This is a genomic window from Vibrio sp. 10N.239.312.C11, from assembly GCF_041466065.1.
GTDB classification, from domain to species: Bacteria; Pseudomonadota; Gammaproteobacteria; order Enterobacterales; family Vibrionaceae; genus Vibrio; species Vibrio tasmaniensis_A.
This window is the reverse complement of the sequence record NZ_JBFSRZ010000046.1, coordinates 1-17,381: the sequence shown is the minus strand read 5'-3', so window position 1 is coordinate 17,381 and position 17,381 is coordinate 1. Positions and strand designations below refer to the sequence as shown.

Sequence of the window (17,381 nt, the reverse complement as noted above, 5' to 3'; positions counted from 1 at the left end):
AGATCACAAAGATACTCATTCAGTTCGGTATTAAATAATAATCATTAACTCAAGCTGTATATTGTCGATGAATGACATTAAGAGGTTGTTATGAAAACATATTATTTAGCGACGGCAGTATGCCTTACCCTGGTTGGCTGTAGTTCAACATCAAAAACGACTGACACCTTCATCCAACCGGACCCGGCTTGGACTTCAGGCCAACTAGAGAATGGCTTTACCTACCATGTTTATCCTGATCATGAAGCGCCAGTTTCTGTTCGCTTAGTCGTACATGCAGGCTCTATTCAAGAAACTCGTCAACAAGAAGGTTATGCGCATTTTGTCGAACACATGGCATTTAATGGCAGTAAGAACTTCTCGCAAAACGATGTGATTCGCCTATTTGAAGATGCAGGTGCTAGTTTTGGGGCTGATATTAATGCCTACACCTCTTATGAAGAGACGGTATATCAGCTAGATTTACCCGATAACGTCCAATTACAGTCTGCCCTAACGTGGATGCGAGACATCGGTGATGGATTGGATCTCGCCAGTTCAGAAGTTGAAAAAGAAAAAGGTGTGGTTCTTGGGGAGTTTCGTATGGCTCGCCTTGATGATAAGTCATTCCCTGAAGTGTTTTATGACCACTTTATTGAAGGTGGACCGTATCAATCTCAAGACGCATTGGGAACTAAAGAATCGGTTGTAAATGCCACTTCTCAAACCCTAAACAACTTTTACCAGACTTGGTATCAACCACAAATCGTAGAGCTTGTTGTTTCAGGTGATGTGGATATCGAAACCGTGATCCCATTAATTGAAGCGAAGTTTTCTAGTTGGCAGCGTGGTGAAACGCCTAAACCAGTGAAACAGACAGTCACCACTTTCAACGAAGGTGACTATGTTGAGTATACGAAGAGAGAAGCCCCAAGTATTTCACTGACGTTTAACCGAGGTTCAAACATCATTGAAACTCACGATCAACAGCACCAACGTTGGTTGGATGAAACCTCCCAGTTATTGATTCAGCAACGACTTGAGGCGGTATTTAATGATGCGGCTTTGCCGACTCAATGGATAGCGTCAGACAGTCTTGAAATGGGTGCTCTGCTTTACTCATCAACCAGTATTGGATTCCCTGTTGGAAGTCGTGAAGTGACTCAGCAAAAGATGCTCTCGACGTTGGCATCATTGCGGGATTACGGTGTGTCGCAAGCGGAGATCGTCGGTGAACAGCACTACTACCAAAACTTGCTCGATAATATTGAGCATGATTGGGATAAAGAGGACGGTGTCGATCACGCGAACAATAAGGCAAGTGCCTTAGTGACGGGGCGAATCGTTCAATCACAGAAAGATTTTCAGGCAAGTATGGAAACTTTCATTTCCAACGTCAGTCTTGAAGTGATTAATGACAACATAAAAAGCATACTTTCTGGTGATTATTTCATGATCATTGGCATGAATAAGGCTGAAAATAGAGCCGCAATCAATAACTCGTTAGATAGCTTGAAAGCTACTTATAGCGAAATAGGTACTAATAGAGAAACGGGCACCGCGCCGTTGGTTGCTGCGGCGGGCAGTGCTTTTGCGGTACCGAGTTCGCAAGGCGATGTTGTGTTGGTTGAACAAGTATCTGTCGACCCATACATTCAAAAATGGACGTTAAGTAATGGCATTGATATGTGGTACTTACGTGACTCACTGGCGAATGATGATGTTGGCGTGATGTACATGAGTTTGGGGGGAAAGGCTGCTTTGGAGCCAAGCTTATACCCAGCGGTTGAGGTTGCATTGCCTACTTTTGCTCGAAGTGGTGTGGGTGATTTGACCGGTTCTGAACTTCAAGCGTACCTTGACCGTGAAAATATTCAAGCCGATTCTTTTATAGGCAATACTCGTCATGGTGTTGAATTTAATATCAAAAAAGATGGGCTAAAAGATACGTTTGCTGCGCTTTATACTTTCATAACCGCGCCTAAAATAAGTCCCGAGCAGCTAGAAGCTGTGAAGCAGGAGTTTGTACAAGGTCAAGAATCGTTCTTGAGCAGCCCTGTTGGCCAGTTTGAACGTGCAATAAACCAAAATATTTATCGTCAAGAAAGCCGTCACCTCTTTGTTAATAAAGACCGTGTTGAAGTGGTTTCTGTGGAAGATATCAGCCACATTCATCAGCAACTGTTTGGTCAAATGAGGCATAACCAATTGGTGATCGTTGGTGATATTGATCCAAGCGTATTGAAGCCTTTGGTTCAGCAATATTTGGCTTCTATTCCATTAGAAAAAGCTCTAGTCCCTGACTTTAAGGTGGCTTACAAGCAACCATCAGAACCACGCATTGATTTAGCCATCAACAACGTGAATAGCGCGGAGTACGTCTTAAGAGTCATTGCTGAACCTAGTACTGTAACCACGGTTGAAAAAGTTGTTACGTCAAAAGATATCTTCATGGAAAGCATACTGGAACGTTTGTTAGCGACTCGCTTAGATACCTATATTCGTGAAGATTTGAGCTTAGATTACTCGCCTTATACATTCTCAGCGTCAGCAGACAGTGAGTTGAGTAACGAGTGGGTTGTCGGTGCGATGATAGCGCCAGAGAATGTTGATAAAGTGGAAGTGGCGATTGATAAAGTGATTGCAGACCTTCTACAAGGCGTTTCTGAAGAGGAAATGCACGCGGTTGTGAAACAGTTTGAAGCTGACTTCACGCCTCTCGAGATGAGCTCTATTGACCAAGCGTGGTATGTGTCTCGTTATCTACTTCATGGTTACGATATCGAAGCCTTGTCTCAAGTTGAGCGCGTGGCGAGATCGATATCCACTGAAGATATGAATGATCTAATACAGCGTATTTTTGGTGAGAACAGCCGTAAGGTTAAGAACATCATGCGTCCTAAAGCCTAAAGTAGAGCGTGAAAACGATAGCCAAAAGTGCTTCGACAAATACCCCATTAAAGCCAAGCATTCATTGCTTGGCTTTTTGTTTTTTGACGACTTTGTATGCGTGAATACAGCGCTAGGAGGTCAGCAATTGTCAGCGTAGTGTCAAATGTGTTCGGTTGTGTTTCTAAATCAATTGTAACTTTCATAGCTGTTATATATTGTCGCAGTGTTTACTATTCAGGATTATTGTTAATTGCTTAAACTAGGTACCCGATTAGTCTTAATGTTGTTTTTACTGAGCTTTGGCTTAGTGAACTCTAACGGCTATTCGTTTCCTTCTAAGCCATTCCAAATTCAGTCGGCTCAAGAGCAATCTTCGCAGAATGAACAATCTTCCTCGATAAAACAGTGTAAACAAGCCACTACGGATAATCCGTCGGCCTATTTAGAGTGCGATAAGGCTCCGTTTGGCACCACGTCATTAGATGACAGTTCCAACTATCATGACACCGAGTCGAGCCTCCAGGCTGCAAACTTCAGACGTATGCTCAGCAACGAGCAAGAAAGCGTGGCCGATCTTGAGCCTGCTTATCATCTACTGATCGACTTCTCTCCCCCTTCAATACTGGCTTCTCTGCTCTTCAATACGCCGTTGTTGGATTCCAAGCTGCATTGGACCAGCATTGTGAGTTCTCCGTCCTCCCGGCTTTCTGGGTGGAAAGAGGGCAACATTCAATACTCGCATTTTCGAGAACTTCTTAGCTAATCGTTTGACCTTAAATTGGTCGTATCGATGGTCGCCTCGCGCTCGTTGAACTCGCCAATTAACCCAATATAGCGACACACAATTATTAGCCTCACTGTTACTCAATCAGCTTGTTTTGGTTGTGACTAGTTGTCGTTCGTGTTCGCAAAACATTAGTTATACCAATCGCAGTAAATAACTGGCCATCCTAGCTGGTTAAAACGCTCGATCACTGCTTTTTTCCGGTGCTATTTTTGAGCTCGTATTTACGGTGATTGGTAAAAAGAAGAGATCTTGACTGTGAAAAAACGCATTCCAAGAAAACAAATCAACCACTATTCAAAGTGGAAATACGCGGTGCTTATCGCCACCATTATCATCATGGTTCTGAGTGCTTTACCTTCTTGGTATGGCGAGAATGCATCGGTTCAAATCAGCAATCGCTCTGAGCAGACAATCGATGCGACTCAAATTACTCAATACCTTGCGAGCGAAGGCATCCAAGCCAAATCTGCATTTCAAAAAGACCAACGTTTAGTCGTGATCTTGGAAGATGCTGAGCAACAAGCGAAAGCCAAAGAGGTGCTGAATGAGCGCCTATTGGATAACGCGACCGTTGCGCTAGCGATGGAGCCAGCAGCACCAAAATGGTTGACTGACATGGGCTTCGCGCCGATTCAGCTAGGCCTTGATTTACGTGGTGGTGTGCAGTTCTTATTAGAAGTGGATATGGAGCCGGTTTATCACGCGCAAGCTCAAGCGATGGTCGACGAGATCACGAGCGAAGTGCGTTATGCCCGCGGTAAAGTGGTGAACAACCAAGTTCAGTTTGATTTCCGTACCGACGCCGATTTCGAAAAAGCCCAGAAGCTGATTCGTCAAGAGTTCCCACAATGGCTACGTAACCGCTCAGACAAGTCGCTAACGTTAACTCAGTCTGAAGAAGAACAAAGAACGCTACGCAACCTTACGGTTCAACAAAACCTGCAAATCATGCGCAGCCGTATTGAAGAATTAGGCATCACGGAAGCATCGATTCAACGTCAAGGTGAAAGCCGTATTCGTATTGAACTGCCGGGTGTACAAGACCCTGCAGCTGCGAAAGACGTGATTGGTGCAACGGCATCTTTGGCGTTCTATTCGGTGTACGACAATGCCACTCGCAGTACTCAAACCCTGAAAGATTCAGACGGCAACCGTGTGGTAGTCGACCGCAAGGCTGTGTTGAGTGGCGAACACATTATTGATGCTCGCAGTGGCATTGGTGAGATGGGCAGTGCAGAAGTCAACATTACGCTGGATTCTTCTGGTGGTAAGAAAATGTCCGAGTTCTCACGTCATAACATCGGTAAGCCAATGGCAACGGTGTACAGCGAATACAGCCGTGATAGAGCGGGCAACAGCAAGCAAGACAGCGAAGTGATTAGTGTGGCAAACATCCAATCTCAACTGGGTAGCCGCTTCAGAATCACAGGCGCTGGCAGCTTGGCTGATGCGCAAGAGCTTGCGTTACTGCTGCGTGCGGGGTCATTGACTGCGCCAGTGACCATCATTGAAGAACGTACTATTGGCCCATCTTTGGGTGCTGAAAACGTAACTAACGGCTTTGCTGCTTTGGCACTTGGCCTTGGCCTTACGCTAACGTTTATGGCGCTATGGTACCGCCGTCTTGGTTGGGTCGCGAACTGCGCATTGGTGGTTAACATGACCACATTGTTTGGTTTGATTGCGCTGCTACCGGGTGCGGTATTAACTCTGCCGGGTATTGCGGGTTTAGTACTGACCGTCGGTATGGCGGTAGATACCAATGTGCTTATCTTCGAGCGTATTCGAGACAAGATGAAAGAAGGGCGCAGCTTTGCTAGCTCTATCGACCGTGGTTTCGATAGCGCATTCTCGTCAATTTTCGATGCTAACGTCACCACCATGATCGTTGCTGTGGCTCTATATACCATTGGTAATGGACCGATTCAGGGCTTCGCTCTGACACTGGGCTTAGGTCTTCTAACCAGTATGTTCACAGGCATTTTTGCTTCACGAGCGATCATCAATTTGGTTTGGGGGCGTGACCAACGCCACGATGTAAGGATTTAAGCATGAGTACTTCAAAAATGACTATTTCAGACCGCTATATTTCAGATAAAAACATGACTCGCCTTCGTAAGGTGATGTCTGTGATTTCTATTGTGCTGTTCATGAGCTCTGTGATGCTGGTGGCAGTGAAAGGTTTTAACTGGGGTTTGGACTTTACTGGCGGTGTGGTTGCCGAGGTTCAACTCTCTGATCAAGTAACCAAAGATGCGTTAAAAACCAAGCTCGACACTGCTTTTCAACAAGACGTTCAAGTGGTTGGTATGGCAGAACAGGATCGCTGGACAATTCGTTACAGCCAACTGACAGACGCTCCACAGCCAAACTTAGTTGATGCTTTGTCTTCTGTGAGCGACCAAGTAAAAGTGCTTAACAGCAGCGTGGTTGGCCCTCAAGTGGGTCAAGACATGGTTGACCAAGGTGGCTTGGCGGTATTGGTGTGTTTCCTAATGATTATGCTGTACCTGAGTGTACGTTTTGAATGGCGTTTGGCACTTGGTGCTCTTGCTGCAATCATTTACGACGTGACGCTTATTTTAGGTTTGTTCGCCTTTACTCAGTTTGAGTTCAACCTGACTGTATTAGCGGCCGTGTTGGCGATTTTGGGTTACTCATTGAATGACTCGATCATCATTGCTGACCGTGTTCGTGAAATGCTGCGCGGCAATCCAAACGGTGATACTGACAACCTGCTTAACGAATCAGTTAAAGCGACCTTCTCACGCACCATGGTGACTTCAGGAACAACTCTAATTACCGTCTCTGCGCTTTGGCTACTGGGTGGCGCGGCACTGCAAGGTTTCGCTATTGCACTCGTTGTGGGTATTGTCAGCGGTACGTGGTCCTCCATTTCAGTAGGCATCACCCTACCTAAATTACTTGGATTGCAGCCTTGTCACTATCAGGTGAAACCAGTAATCGAAGTTGAGGGTGAGTATCCTTAGTTTCCTGATTGCTTAAGTTTTCTAATTAGATAGCGCTCAGCCTTAGTCCTCATTGACTAACGAGTGAGTTCAGCAAAGCCTTTCGTTTGTAGCAAGACGAAGGGCTTTATTTTTTATAAGAGTCAGTCAGTTAGTTAAAAGAGAGGCTATTTCAAAAAACAATGGATTGAGCAGGCAAGCCCTCATTATATGAAGTATGTTTATATGACGTCAGTAGAAATGAGGCAAGGTAATGGAATATCGACATCAATGTCATGTAGGCGACCACGGTGATGCACTCAAGCATCCAGTATTGAGTGCACTGGTTCAATCATTAATGCAGCAACACTCTCGCCTCAATGTTATCGACACGCATTCAGGCACAGGGTGTTATGACCTCACCACAGCGCCAAGCAATCACGCGGGTGAGTTCGCTGAAGGGGTCGGGTACTTGTGGCGAAACAAAGCTTATCTTCCTCCAGCATTCGCTTCTTTTATGTCGGTGCTGGAATACTACAATCCGAATCAACTTATCTCTCTCTATCCGGGCTCAGCAGCCATCACTTACCAACAAGGCCGCAGCCAAGATAGTTTCTATTTTTCAGACATTCAGCAAGATGAAGCTGATTTACTGCAAACTAATATTGAGACGTTACAACGTGACCTTGATGTTTCAAGCAAGCTCACTATTACTGCAGGTGATGGGCTCAAAGCGCTGCCTGATGATGTAGCAAAACACGATAATCATCACCTGATTGTTATCGATCCTCCCTATGAAACCGATTCTGAATATCTCGCAGTGATTGATGCCTTGGTTAAAGCGTATCAACAATCAGAAAAGGTATCTGCACTGATTTGGTACCCGCTTTACACGGATGACAAGAGCTCACTGATTCTGAATCACTGTGTTACTGCAGTGAAAGATGGTTTGCTGCCAAGTCCAATTAAGTCGGAGCTTCGCCTTCGAGACCCGAAAGGGGATGATCGCCTAATCGGCAGTGGTTTGTTGTTATTCAATCCACCACAAGGCATTTCAGGAATAGTCGCAGATACGCTTGATTATTTACACTGCCAACTCTCGACCAATGGTGAAGGCTATTGGCAAATGAGAAGCCTATAGATCTGATTTTTATGGGTTTTATGATGATTTTCGAGATGTAGATCGCTAAATCATTTCAATCTGTATGGTTTAAATTGACCAAACTCTAACTTTTATCGATTGATTTATCGCGATGAATCATATAAAAATAGTACATCAATGCGCACAGGTGCATACTGGCTCATAAGTTAAATAATTACCCAAATTAATATCAGATTGTGGTTTACCCCCTAAACTGCATAAGGCTCGCACTAGTCACGCGAGCCTTTCTTTTGCCTGAAAGAAAACTTAAGGCATTGTTAGCACTTCAAAATCCACTACAACGCAGGGTAATCGATATAGCCTTTTTCGTTGCCGCCGAACAGAGTGGCGCCATCAAGATCGGATAGTTCATTGCCGTTTTGTAGGCGTGAAACGAGGTCTGGATTCGCAACGAATGGGCGACCAAATGCGACGAGGTCGGCGTAGCCTTTGCTTAACACTTCTTCGGCGCGTTCTGGTGTGTAACTGCCAGCGACGATGATGGGGTTAGAGAACAACTCTCTTAGTTCGACACGGAAGCTTTCAGGTATCACAGGCGCATCATCCCAATCGGCTTCTGATAGATGCAAGTAAGCGATATCACGTGCTTGCAGCGCCTTTGATGCCTCTAGAATCGTTGGCACGATGTCTGGGCAGTTCATGTCTTTGAAGGTGATGAACGGAGCTAAACGAACGCCCACTTTATCGGCACCAATCGCATCAATGACTGCATCCACTACTTCGATTAGAAAGCGAAGTCGGTTCTCGCGGCTGCCGCCATAGTTGTCGGTGCGCTTGTTCGAATTAGTTCTTAGGAATTGATCGATAAGGTAGCCATTACCACCGTGGATTTCCACGCCATTGAACCCTGCCTCGACCGCTTTCTTCGCTGACTTAGCAAAATCTTGAACCACACGATCAATATCGGCTTGGGTCATTTCTCTTGGTTGAATGCAATCCACCATGTTGCCGTTTCCATTCTCGTCAGAGATCCAAACCTGAGTTTCTACCGGAGCCAGTGCCGAAGGCGCGATTGGTAGTTCACCTTTTTGGAAGGTTGGATGAGACACGCGCCCCACATGCCATAGTTGGCAGAATATCGCTGCGCCTTGTTCTTTAGCGGCAGAGGTGACACCTTGCCAACCTTCCACTTGTTCGCTTGTGTAAACGCCGGGTGTGAATGAGTACCCTTGAGAGTCATCTGAGATTTGTGTCGCTTCAGTGATGATGAGTCCTGCACTTGCTCGTTGTTGGTAGTAAGTCGCCATCATTTCATTTGGCACGTTTCCAGGCTGGCTTGTACGAGCGCGCGTCATGGGCGCCATAACCACACGGTTTTGTAGTTCTAGATCTTTGAGTTCTGCTGTTTCGAATAATTTGCTCATGGTATTTACCTTGTATCGGTCATGTATTGATTGATTTAGCGTGCGGTGGTCACTATTTCGATTCCGCAGGGCTGAAGATAGAGTCGTTTTGTGGCCTTTCAGCTCGGTTGGCTTTTGCAATAAGCAACAAACCAATCACTGGGACAACAACGGCTGCGAATGGAATCATTCCTGCGCCTAGTTGGCTGTCGAGTACCATGCCGCCTAGGAAGCCACCGAAGGCATTGGCCAAGTTAAACGCTGAGATATTCGCGGTTGCTGCTAGCTCTTGGCCTTCGCCACCGTGGTTCATTACTCGAAGCTGCATAGCAGGAACGTTCGCAAATGATGCAATACCAAAGACAAATGCAGCTGCAACGAATAGGATTTTGTTGTCTACAACAAGGCCAACCACTACCAATGAAACGATCATCGCGATAGCCCAAAACATCGATGCCTTGCCTAAATCTTTGTCAGAAGAGCGTCCGCCCAAGGTGTTGCCGATGATTAATCCGACACCCACAATCACTAAGATCCAAGTTACTGATTCTTGACCGTAACCCGTGATGTGCATGGCGATAGGCGCAAGGTAGCCGTAAAGCGTCATGAAGCCAGACCAAGCAAAAGCGGTGATCGCCAAGCTGATGAGAAGCATTGGATTTTTGAATGCCAACAGCTGAGTTTTGATGTCTTTCGCTTCGCTGTGACCTGAAGATTTTATTGACGTTAAGATTGAAATCATGGCGATGGTGCCAAGTGCTGCCACGGTAAAGAAAGTTGTGTGCCAACCGAATTGCAAGCTCACCCAAGTACCTGCGGGAACCCCAAGAACGTTAGCGAGCGTTAAGCCAGCGAACATCTGACCAACAGCACGACCTGCCATTTTCTCAGACACTAAATTGGTCGCGACAACGGCACCTATGCCATAGAAAGGACCTTGCACTAAGCCTGCGATAACGCGGCTTGCAAGTAGAAGTGGGTAACTAGGAGCTAAGGCTGACAAGATATTGCCGATGATGAACAGTGCCATTAAGCCAATCAGTACCATCTTTTTGTTAAAACGTGCGAGGTAGATGGTTAAGATCGGGCCACCAATAACGATAGCCAATGCGTAAGCACTGATTAGGTAGCCGGCTTGACCTTCGGTGATCGAAAGGGATGTGGCAATTTGTGGAAGGATGCCTGCAATAACAAACTCAGCGGTGCCGATGGCAAAAGCTGCGAGTGTCAGTATCCAAACTTGGAATGGGATCTTTTCTATATTGATCGCTTCTGGTTTCATAGTGAAGTACCTGTGTTAATTCTTGTTTGTTAGGACGTTTACATACACGCCCTAACGATTGTTCTTTGCTTCTTTGCTTCTTTGCTTCTTTGCGGAGTGTTAGCCGAGTAGAGCACCGCCATCGATGTCGATGATTGACCCCGTTACGTATGGGTTGTTAATCGCGAATAGATAGCCCATTGCGATATCTTTTGCCTCTCCGACTTTGCCTGCTGGTAGGCTGTTTTTCGCGTTGTCGTACATAGTTGAACGAGCTGAGTCATCCATATTTTTGTAGGCTTCAGTCATGGTAAGGCCGGGGCTGACGGCGTTGACTCGAATCGGTGATAGCTCTTTGGCAAGCACCTTAGTTACGCTTTCAAGTGCAGCGTTGATGGCGGTTTTTACGTAAGTGCCAGCTACCACTTTGCGTGACAACATACCCGTCGTGAGAGTGATAGAACCGTTGGGTTTCATGTAACGCGCGGCGTGCTTGGCTACGTTCAGGCTGCCCCAAAATTTGGTATCAAATGCTGCTTTTGCGTCTGCGATAGCAACGTCTGTCACTTTTCCTGCGGGAGCGTATGACCCCGCGGTTATCACCAAGTGATCAAATGCACCGATCGATTCGAAGTATTCACAAACCGATTTCTCATCGGTGATATCAACGCCTGTGTGTCGGCTGGCAATATGTATCGTGTTGTTTTCGTTTCTCAATTGCATTGCTAATGCTTTGCCGATACCTGATGTTCCACCAATGATGACGAATGTGTGCTTTTCTTGGTTTGTAAGTTCGTTGTTCATGTTCTGAATTCCTGCGTGTTCTGCTGATGGTTGTCATTATATTTATTCGACTAAATTTGATAATTGGCTAAAATATAAAATAATTATTCGGATTAACTGAATAGTAGGAGAGGTGAATGGACAAGTTTTCAGATATGGCGATGTTCGTGAGCATTGTTAAGCATCACGGGTTAGCAGCGGCGGGGCGAGAGTTAGGGCTGTCTCCTGCGACCATGACAGCAAGGCTTCAGGCGTTGGAAGAGCGTTATGGTGTGAAGCTGCTGAACCGAAGCACAAGACATGTGTCTTTAACTGACTCTGGGGAGCTGTATCACAAGGCGTGTCTGGAGATATTGGATAACGTTAGCGAGGCTGAAAACCTGATTCAAAATGGCGTCAAAGAGGTTAAAGGCCCACTAAAGATTGCAGCACCTAAAGACATCGGAAAGCAGTACATCCTTCCTATTTTGTCGGAATTTTGTCAGCAGTATCCAGACGTTATTCCCTACCTGTATTTGAACGATCACCTATCGAATATCGCTGAATCAGGCATGGACATCGTGATCCGTTATGGGGAATTGGTCGACAGTAGCTTGATCTCAAGACGCTTATCACCAAGCCGACGAGTGCTGTGTGCTTCACCAGAATATCTTGCCAAGCATGGAACGCCGTTAACACCACAAGATTTGGTCCAGCACGACTGTTTGGCTATGCTGCGTAGCAATGAAGAGCTCAAGACATGGCACTTCCAAGACAATGATATGAAGAAGTCGGTGACGGTTGTGCCGAAGCGATTTTCAGACGATGGCGAAGTGATTCGGTACTGGGCATTGCAAGGAGAAGGGATTGCGTTGAAGTCGGTACTCGATGTGCAAGATGACATCAATAACCAACGCCTTGTGACGCTACTTAATGGCTACATGAAGAACTTCAACACCTCGACGTCAGTATCGAGTGCCGACTTGAATGTGGTGTATATCAGCAAGAAATATCAGCCGAAACGTATTCGGCTGTTTTTGGATTTTCTGTTTGAGCGGTTTGGCGATTTGGTTAAAAATTCTAGTTAGATTAGCCGTGAATCCTCGCATGACAGAGCTCTCTAACTCAACGTCAGCTTAAGGACAGAGTTCATTGAACTGGTTATGATGCGTGCAATACAAGGACGTGATTGGAGAGAGAAATGAAAGTAGTCGGTAACACGGTTATCCAACCTTTTCATAAGGCAACCTGCCACTGCGGTGCGGTCGAATTAGAGCTCAGCTTACCTAACGGAATAGAAAAGCCGCGCCGTTGTGATTGCTCTATCTGTCGTCGTAGAGGGGCGATTGTGGGGTCTGTTGCGCTGGATGGTATTAAGATTTTGAAAGGCGCTGAGCATCTTAAGCTTTATCAATTCAATACCAACACCGCGAAACATTACTTCTGTTCAAACTGCGGTATCTATACCCATCATCAACGCCGTTCAAACCCCAATGAATATGGATTTAACATCGGTTGTTTGGAAGGGGTGAACCCTTTTGATATTGGTGATGTGGTGACTAATGATGGTGTCAATCACCCTGCTGATCGCTAAATAACTCGTCGTTTGAGAACCAATTATTTGATAACTAATGGATAGAGGAAGGGATTATGTCTGAATATAGTGCGGTGATTCGTTGGGCTCGTGGTGACGATGAAGCCTTTAGTGATAACCAATACAGCCGAGGGCATATGTGGGAGTTCGATGGCGGTGTCACTGTGCCTGCCTCGTCGTCACCTCATGTTGTGCCACTGCCGTTTTCAGTTGAGGCCAACGTTGATCCAGAAGAAGCCTTTATTGCGGCACTGTCTAGCTGCCATATGCTGACGTTTTTGGGCATTGCCGCGAAGCAGAAGTACGTGATCGACTCTTATGTGGATGATGCAGTTGGTGTGCTTGAGGAAGATGAATCAGGCCGCTCATCGGTCACTAAGGTGACTCTGCGACCTGACATTGTGTTCTCCGGGTCTAAGATACCAACCGCCAAACAACTCGACAAACTGCATCATTTGGCGCATAAAAACTGCTTCATCGCTAATTCGGTCAAGACTGAGATAAAGGTAGAAACACGAAATTAGTTTGTACTTTTCAGATTATTTTCTAAAAGCTTCGTCTTTTTGACTATGCCATCGTCTTAAGGGTATTCATGCAATCCAGTGGATAGCAAAAAAGACCGAACAACCTATTTGAGGGCTCCTTCATGACAGCGTTTAAGAGTACATCTAACTACGGTGAGAATGCGTTTATCAAAAGCAAACCGCAGATGCTACAGAACATTTATAACACCACTGATGTATTCCCATATTGGGTTGCCGATATGGATTTTCAGGTAGCAGAACCGATCACTCAAGAGCTGAATCGTTTGGTTGAGCGCGGTGTGTACTCTTATGAGTTTCATGAGCAAGCGGTGTTTGAAGCCCTTTCACAGTGGTACTCAAAGCGTCATGGTTTGAACCTTTCTGCGGACAAGTTTGTCCAGGTGCCGGGTGTACTTTCTGGCATTGCATTGTTACTGCGCCAATTCACCAATGAAGGTGATGGTGTGCTTATCCATACGCCGGCGTATCACCAGTTTTCTAACTTGGTGAATAAAGCAAATCGTCAGGTCGTGAAGAGTCCACTTATCAATGATGAGCAAGGTTACCGCATTGATTTCGACGGTATGGAGCAGCAGATCATCGAACACAAAGTGAAGACGATGATTTTCTGTAATCCACACAACCCAACTGGCCGCGTGTGGACGCAGCAAGAAATCGAACAAGTTATCGAGATCGCCAAGCGTCATGATGTGTTGATCATCAGTGATGAAATTCATTCAGACATTATCTTTGAAGGTCACGCTTTCACGAGCTTAACCAGCTTTGATTACGACAAGGTCATCACCTTGATTGGTTCTCCGGCAAAAACCTTTGGTATGCACAGCATCTCAAACGGCTATGTGTACACGAACAATGATGAACTATTTGAAGCGTTCAAAGCCAACGTAGCAGCGATGTATCTTGACCATGGCAATGCCTTGACGACCTTTGCGACGGTTGCAGCCTTTGAAAAAGGTGAAGAGTGGCTAGACGGCATGTTGATGTATCTGCAAGACACGGTTAAGTGGATCACTGAGTTTGCTGAGCTGCGAATTCCTCAATTGAAAGTCTTCCAGCCACAAGGGACTTACCAAGTGTGGTTTGATTTCTCAGAGTTAGGCTTTTCGGAAGAAGAGCTAAAAAACGTGGTCTTTGAGCAGGCTAAAATGGGACTAACCCCAGGTGGTTGGTTTGGTGCTGAAAGTCCTAATTTTATGCGAATGAACATCGCCACTTCGCGTGACAATATTGAAAAGTCGTTTTTCACATTGGCAAACTCGATTGCTGGTGTTGAGTGAGATTAGCGCTAACTTTTATACGAGAGCGGTGCCTCAAAGGATTAACTGGTGCATGACTGGTAGTTTTGTGTCTGTATCGAGCAGACACAAGCTACAATTAGACTTGTAGTAAGCATTGTGGTTGCTGGGCTTGAAATGTATGCGGACGCATCAGAACCGATAGCAATTTTTTGGTAAAACGGTAGAATATGCCAGCTAATTTTATTTGAGTATTTTTGATGACAGCTAAAGCTATTGACTTATTTGCTGGTGCCGGTGGATTTTCACTTTCTGCTATTGAAGCAGGGGTAGATGTACTTGCAGCTATAGAATTTGATAAGGCAGCTGCAAAAACTTATGCCGAAAATTTCATAAAAGGCAAAGAGCTCAATATTGATCTTCGTGCTGGTGAAGAAAAGGGCGATATAAACAATGTCGATCCCAAAGAACTTCGTCAAAGCCTTCACTTAGAACGAGGCGAACTAGACCTTATTTTAGGTGGTCCGCCATGCCAAGGCTTTTCAACGCACCGCATTAATAATGCTGGCGTGAACGACCCTCGCAATCAATTGTTATTACGTTATTTTGAATTCGTTAATGAATTTAACCCTAAAGCATTCTTAGTAGAAAATGTGTCTGGGCTTTTATGGAAACGTCATAAGCCTTTTTTAGATAAGTTTCTAGCGTTAGCCGAAACAGCAGGTTACGTAATTAAATTTTGCAATATCGTAAATGCAAAAGATTATGGCATCCCCCAAAACCGTAAACGTGTATTTATATTCGGAATTCGAAAAGACTTAGATGCTGAAGGAATGGTGTTCCCACCTGCGGCTACTCATTTCGCACCTACTTCAGGAAATCAGCCTAAGTGGGTAGCTGCGTCCTCAGTATTTGAAAGAATCCCACACCATCTATATCAAAATTACTGGGATGACTTTTTTAGTAAGAAGGACAAGCGCGATAAGGAAGAAGTTTTCAAACTTTTAAACTCTCTTCCTTACGGAAAGCCTTTTAAAAAAAGTGACCCTTGTAATGTTCACATGAAGCCAAGTGACATGATGAAAATACGCTTTGCTGACACACCATTAAACGGTAGCCGTGAAGATGCTGGCGAGCAACACCGGTTAAAGTGTCATTCTAATGGCTACAAAGGTCACAAAGATGTATATGGCAGAATTTTTATTCATATACCGAGCAACACCATTACTACAGGTTGTAATAACCCATCTAAAGGGCGATTTGTTCACCCGTGGGAAGACCATGGCATGACACTTCGTCATGCCGCACGTTTACAGTCATTCCCTGATTGGTTTGATTTTTATGGGAGTTCGACCGAGCAGGCTCGTCAAATTGGGAATGCTGTCCCACCTTTACTTGGTCAAACTCTCATTGCAGATATATGCAGTAGATTGATATAAAAAAAGTGCCTACAATGTTAGGCACTTTTTTTATATCTAACATACTGAGATTTGGTTATATATGGCTCAAATGAATGTAAGCGCTAGAGCTGTAGACATGCTTGGTCGACAGCAAATAGCGGGTATCCCAACAGCGATACATGAACTATTCAAAAATGCGCACGATGCCTACGCCAGTAATGCAGAAATTGACTACTTCCAAGATCAGAACCTAGTTACTCTCCGTGACAACGGCGTTGGGATGACCGAAGAAGATTTTGTTAAAAAGTGGCTGACAATTGGCACTTCTAGCAAACTTGGGGCAAATCGCAAGTCGGTTTATATCCCAGATGGAATGGCTCCCCGCCCTTTAATGGGTGAAAAAGGCATTGGTCGACTCGCTATCGCTTCCATTGGACGACAAGTTGTTGCATTAAGCCGTGCTGAGCGAGCAGATGGAATGCACGATATGGTCGTAGCATTAATCCATTGGAGCCAATTTGAAATCCCTGATATCGGTATTTCAGACATCGTTATCCCTACGCGAACTTTTCCCGAAGGTAAGCTGCCAGCAGCGACAGACTTGAAATCAATGGCGAAAGAACTGATTTCACACCTTAAGAGCTTAGGTGATGCTATTCCTTCCGACTACCTAGACCTTATTATTGCTGATGCCGAACTACTTTCTTTTTCACCAGAAGTCTTATTTAAAAATGTACAAAACAAAACTCAGGACGACTGGGAGAAAGTTCCAAAAGAGCTAAGAACGTCAGATTCAGCCCCTCAGCTAGATGGTATCGGTAAAGGCACTCATTTCATTATCATGCCTAATGATGAAACATTGGCACTCGATGTTAAAACCGATGTAAATGGTACGACCGATCTACAAAAGATCTTGGTTGGTTTTTCTAATACATTTGATACGGAAAAAAAAGAAAGGTTAAAAACAAAATTCCGGTTACATCAAGGTACTGCCGAAGCTCAAGAACTAATTGAAGAAGGGTTCTTTACTAAAAAAGATGCTGCCGATGGTGACCATATAGTTGAAGGTGAGTTTGATGAATATGGACAGTTTAAAGGTAAGGTCACCGTTTATAAGGGAGAACCTCAAAAGCACATCATAAACTGGAATAAAAGTTTTGGTGCAAAGACTCGGTGTGGTCCATTCAAAATTAAGTTCACTTATCTTCAAGGAACACCATCAGACAGCATGGTGTCCAGTGACCGGTATATAGAGCTTCAAACGAAGCTTAGAATGTACGGTGGCCTTTATTTGTACAAAGATGGGGTTCGCGTACTGCCTTACGGCAAGCAAGAATTTGATTTTTTAAGGTTTGAAGAGAAACGTTCTAAGAGAGCTGCACACGCATTTTTCTCGCATCGTTTGATGTTTGGTGCTAGGCTTTGTTGCGTAATTAAATTTAAAGATAGAACAACCCCGTTTCGCGTATTTCT

At 44.9% G+C, this 17,381-nt stretch carries 14 protein-coding genes; 11 read left to right on the top strand and 3 right to left on the bottom strand.

The genetic code is table 11. The features are described 5' to 3' along the window. The first annotated feature begins 90 nt into the window (after positions 1-90). From AB6D07_RS17380 to rlmJ, 5 genes are all read left to right on the top strand, one after another. Positions 91-2,889, top strand: a complete 2,799-nt coding sequence (locus AB6D07_RS17380; RefSeq protein ID WP_017102209.1) for an insulinase family protein — start codon at positions 91-93, stop codon at positions 2,887-2,889. Positions 2,890-3,151: 262 nt separating this feature from the next. Continuing rightward, entirely contained in the window at positions 3,152-3,634 is a 483-nt protein-coding gene (locus AB6D07_RS17375; RefSeq protein WP_032500567.1) for a hypothetical protein, read from the top strand. Between the two features lie 273 nt (positions 3,635-3,907). Then, positions 3,908-5,707: a protein translocase subunit SecD gene (gene secD / locus AB6D07_RS17370; protein ID WP_017084986.1), complete on the top strand. Its 1,800-nt coding sequence runs from the start codon at positions 3,908-3,910 to the stop codon at positions 5,705-5,707. Positions 5,708-5,709: 2 nt separating this feature from the next. Beyond that, positions 5,710-6,648: a protein translocase subunit SecF gene (gene secF, locus AB6D07_RS17365; protein WP_017102207.1), complete on the top strand. Its 939-nt coding sequence runs from the start codon at positions 5,710-5,712 to the stop codon at positions 6,646-6,648. A gap of 232 nt (positions 6,649-6,880) precedes the next feature. After that, positions 6,881-7,747, top strand: a complete 867-nt coding sequence (gene rlmJ, locus AB6D07_RS17360; protein WP_012601255.1) for a 23S rRNA (adenine(2030)-N(6))-methyltransferase RlmJ — start codon at positions 6,881-6,883, stop codon at positions 7,745-7,747. Between the two features lie 296 nt (positions 7,748-8,043). Here rlmJ and AB6D07_RS17355 read toward each other — a convergent pair whose 3' ends face one another. From AB6D07_RS17355 to AB6D07_RS17345, 3 genes are all read right to left on the bottom strand, one after another. Next, complete coding sequence (locus AB6D07_RS17355) at positions 8,044-9,132, bottom strand: alkene reductase (protein ID WP_017102206.1); 1,089 nt, start codon at positions 9,130-9,132, stop codon at positions 8,044-8,046. Positions 9,133-9,184: 52 nt separating this feature from the next. Beyond that, positions 9,185-10,393 (bottom strand): MFS transporter, encoded by a 1,209-nt coding sequence (locus AB6D07_RS17350; protein ID WP_017099483.1) that lies wholly within the window; start codon positions 10,391-10,393, stop codon positions 9,185-9,187. Between the two features lie 99 nt (positions 10,394-10,492). After that, a complete protein-coding gene (locus AB6D07_RS17345; RefSeq protein WP_017099482.1) occupies positions 10,493-11,176 on the bottom strand; it encodes an SDR family oxidoreductase in 684 nt (227 codons plus the stop codon). A gap of 116 nt (positions 11,177-11,292) precedes the next feature. Here AB6D07_RS17345 and AB6D07_RS17340 point away from each other — a divergent pair, with 116 nt between their 5' ends. From AB6D07_RS17340 to AB6D07_RS17315, 6 genes are all read left to right on the top strand, one after another. Further along, positions 11,293-12,222: a LysR family transcriptional regulator gene (locus AB6D07_RS17340; protein WP_017099481.1), complete on the top strand. Its 930-nt coding sequence runs from the start codon at positions 11,293-11,295 to the stop codon at positions 12,220-12,222. Between the two features lie 113 nt (positions 12,223-12,335). Continuing rightward, positions 12,336-12,728 carry a GFA family protein gene (locus AB6D07_RS17335; RefSeq protein WP_029222786.1) on the top strand — a complete coding sequence of 131 codons (393 nt, stop codon included), beginning with the start codon at positions 12,336-12,338 and terminating at the stop codon, positions 12,726-12,728. Between the two features lie 56 nt (positions 12,729-12,784). After that, positions 12,785-13,252: an OsmC family protein gene (locus AB6D07_RS17330; RefSeq protein ID WP_017099480.1), complete on the top strand. Its 468-nt coding sequence runs from the start codon at positions 12,785-12,787 to the stop codon at positions 13,250-13,252. A gap of 122 nt (positions 13,253-13,374) precedes the next feature. Next, positions 13,375-14,550 carry a MalY/PatB family protein gene (locus AB6D07_RS17325; RefSeq protein ID WP_029222785.1) on the top strand — a complete coding sequence of 392 codons (1,176 nt, stop codon included), beginning with the start codon at positions 13,375-13,377 and terminating at the stop codon, positions 14,548-14,550. A gap of 218 nt (positions 14,551-14,768) precedes the next feature. After that, positions 14,769-15,947 (top strand): DNA cytosine methyltransferase, encoded by a 1,179-nt coding sequence (locus tag AB6D07_RS17320; protein WP_017099479.1) that lies wholly within the window; start codon positions 14,769-14,771, stop codon positions 15,945-15,947. Between the two features lie 61 nt (positions 15,948-16,008). Continuing rightward, positions 16,009-17,381, top strand: a 1,373-nt coding sequence (locus AB6D07_RS17315; protein ID WP_372140738.1) for an ATP-binding protein, incomplete at its 3' end; no start/stop codon positions are given.

Bases quoted from the DNA above. Each gene is read 5' to 3' on its own strand.
- AB6D07_RS17340 (WP_017099481.1), top strand. From the start codon at position 11,293: ATGGACAAGTTTTCAGATATGGCGATGTTCGTGAGCATTGTTAAGCAT.
- secF (WP_017102207.1), top strand. From the start codon at position 5,710: ATGAGTACTTCAAAAATGACTATTTCAGACCGCTATATTTCAGATAAA.
- rlmJ (WP_012601255.1), top strand. From the start codon at position 6,881: ATGGAATATCGACATCAATGTCATGTAGGCGACCACGGTGATGCACTC.
- AB6D07_RS17330 (WP_017099480.1), top strand. From the start codon at position 12,785: ATGTCTGAATATAGTGCGGTGATTCGTTGGGCTCGTGGTGACGATGAA.
- AB6D07_RS17325 (WP_029222785.1), top strand. From the start codon at position 13,375: ATGACAGCGTTTAAGAGTACATCTAACTACGGTGAGAATGCGTTTATC.
- AB6D07_RS17380 (WP_017102209.1), top strand. From the start codon at position 91: ATGAAAACATATTATTTAGCGACGGCAGTATGCCTTACCCTGGTTGGC.
- AB6D07_RS17355 (WP_017102206.1), bottom strand. From the start codon at position 9,132: ATGAGCAAATTATTCGAAACAGCAGAACTCAAAGATCTAGAACTACAA.
- AB6D07_RS17375 (WP_032500567.1), top strand. From the start codon at position 3,152: ATGTTGTTTTTACTGAGCTTTGGCTTAGTGAACTCTAACGGCTATTCG.
- AB6D07_RS17350 (WP_017099483.1), bottom strand. From the start codon at position 10,393: ATGAAACCAGAAGCGATCAATATAGAAAAGATCCCATTCCAAGTTTGG.
- AB6D07_RS17320 (WP_017099479.1), top strand. From the start codon at position 14,769: ATGACAGCTAAAGCTATTGACTTATTTGCTGGTGCCGGTGGATTTTCA.
- AB6D07_RS17345 (WP_017099482.1), bottom strand. From the start codon at position 11,176: ATGAACAACGAACTTACAAACCAAGAAAAGCACACATTCGTCATCATT.
- AB6D07_RS17335 (WP_029222786.1), top strand. From the start codon at position 12,336: ATGAAAGTAGTCGGTAACACGGTTATCCAACCTTTTCATAAGGCAACC.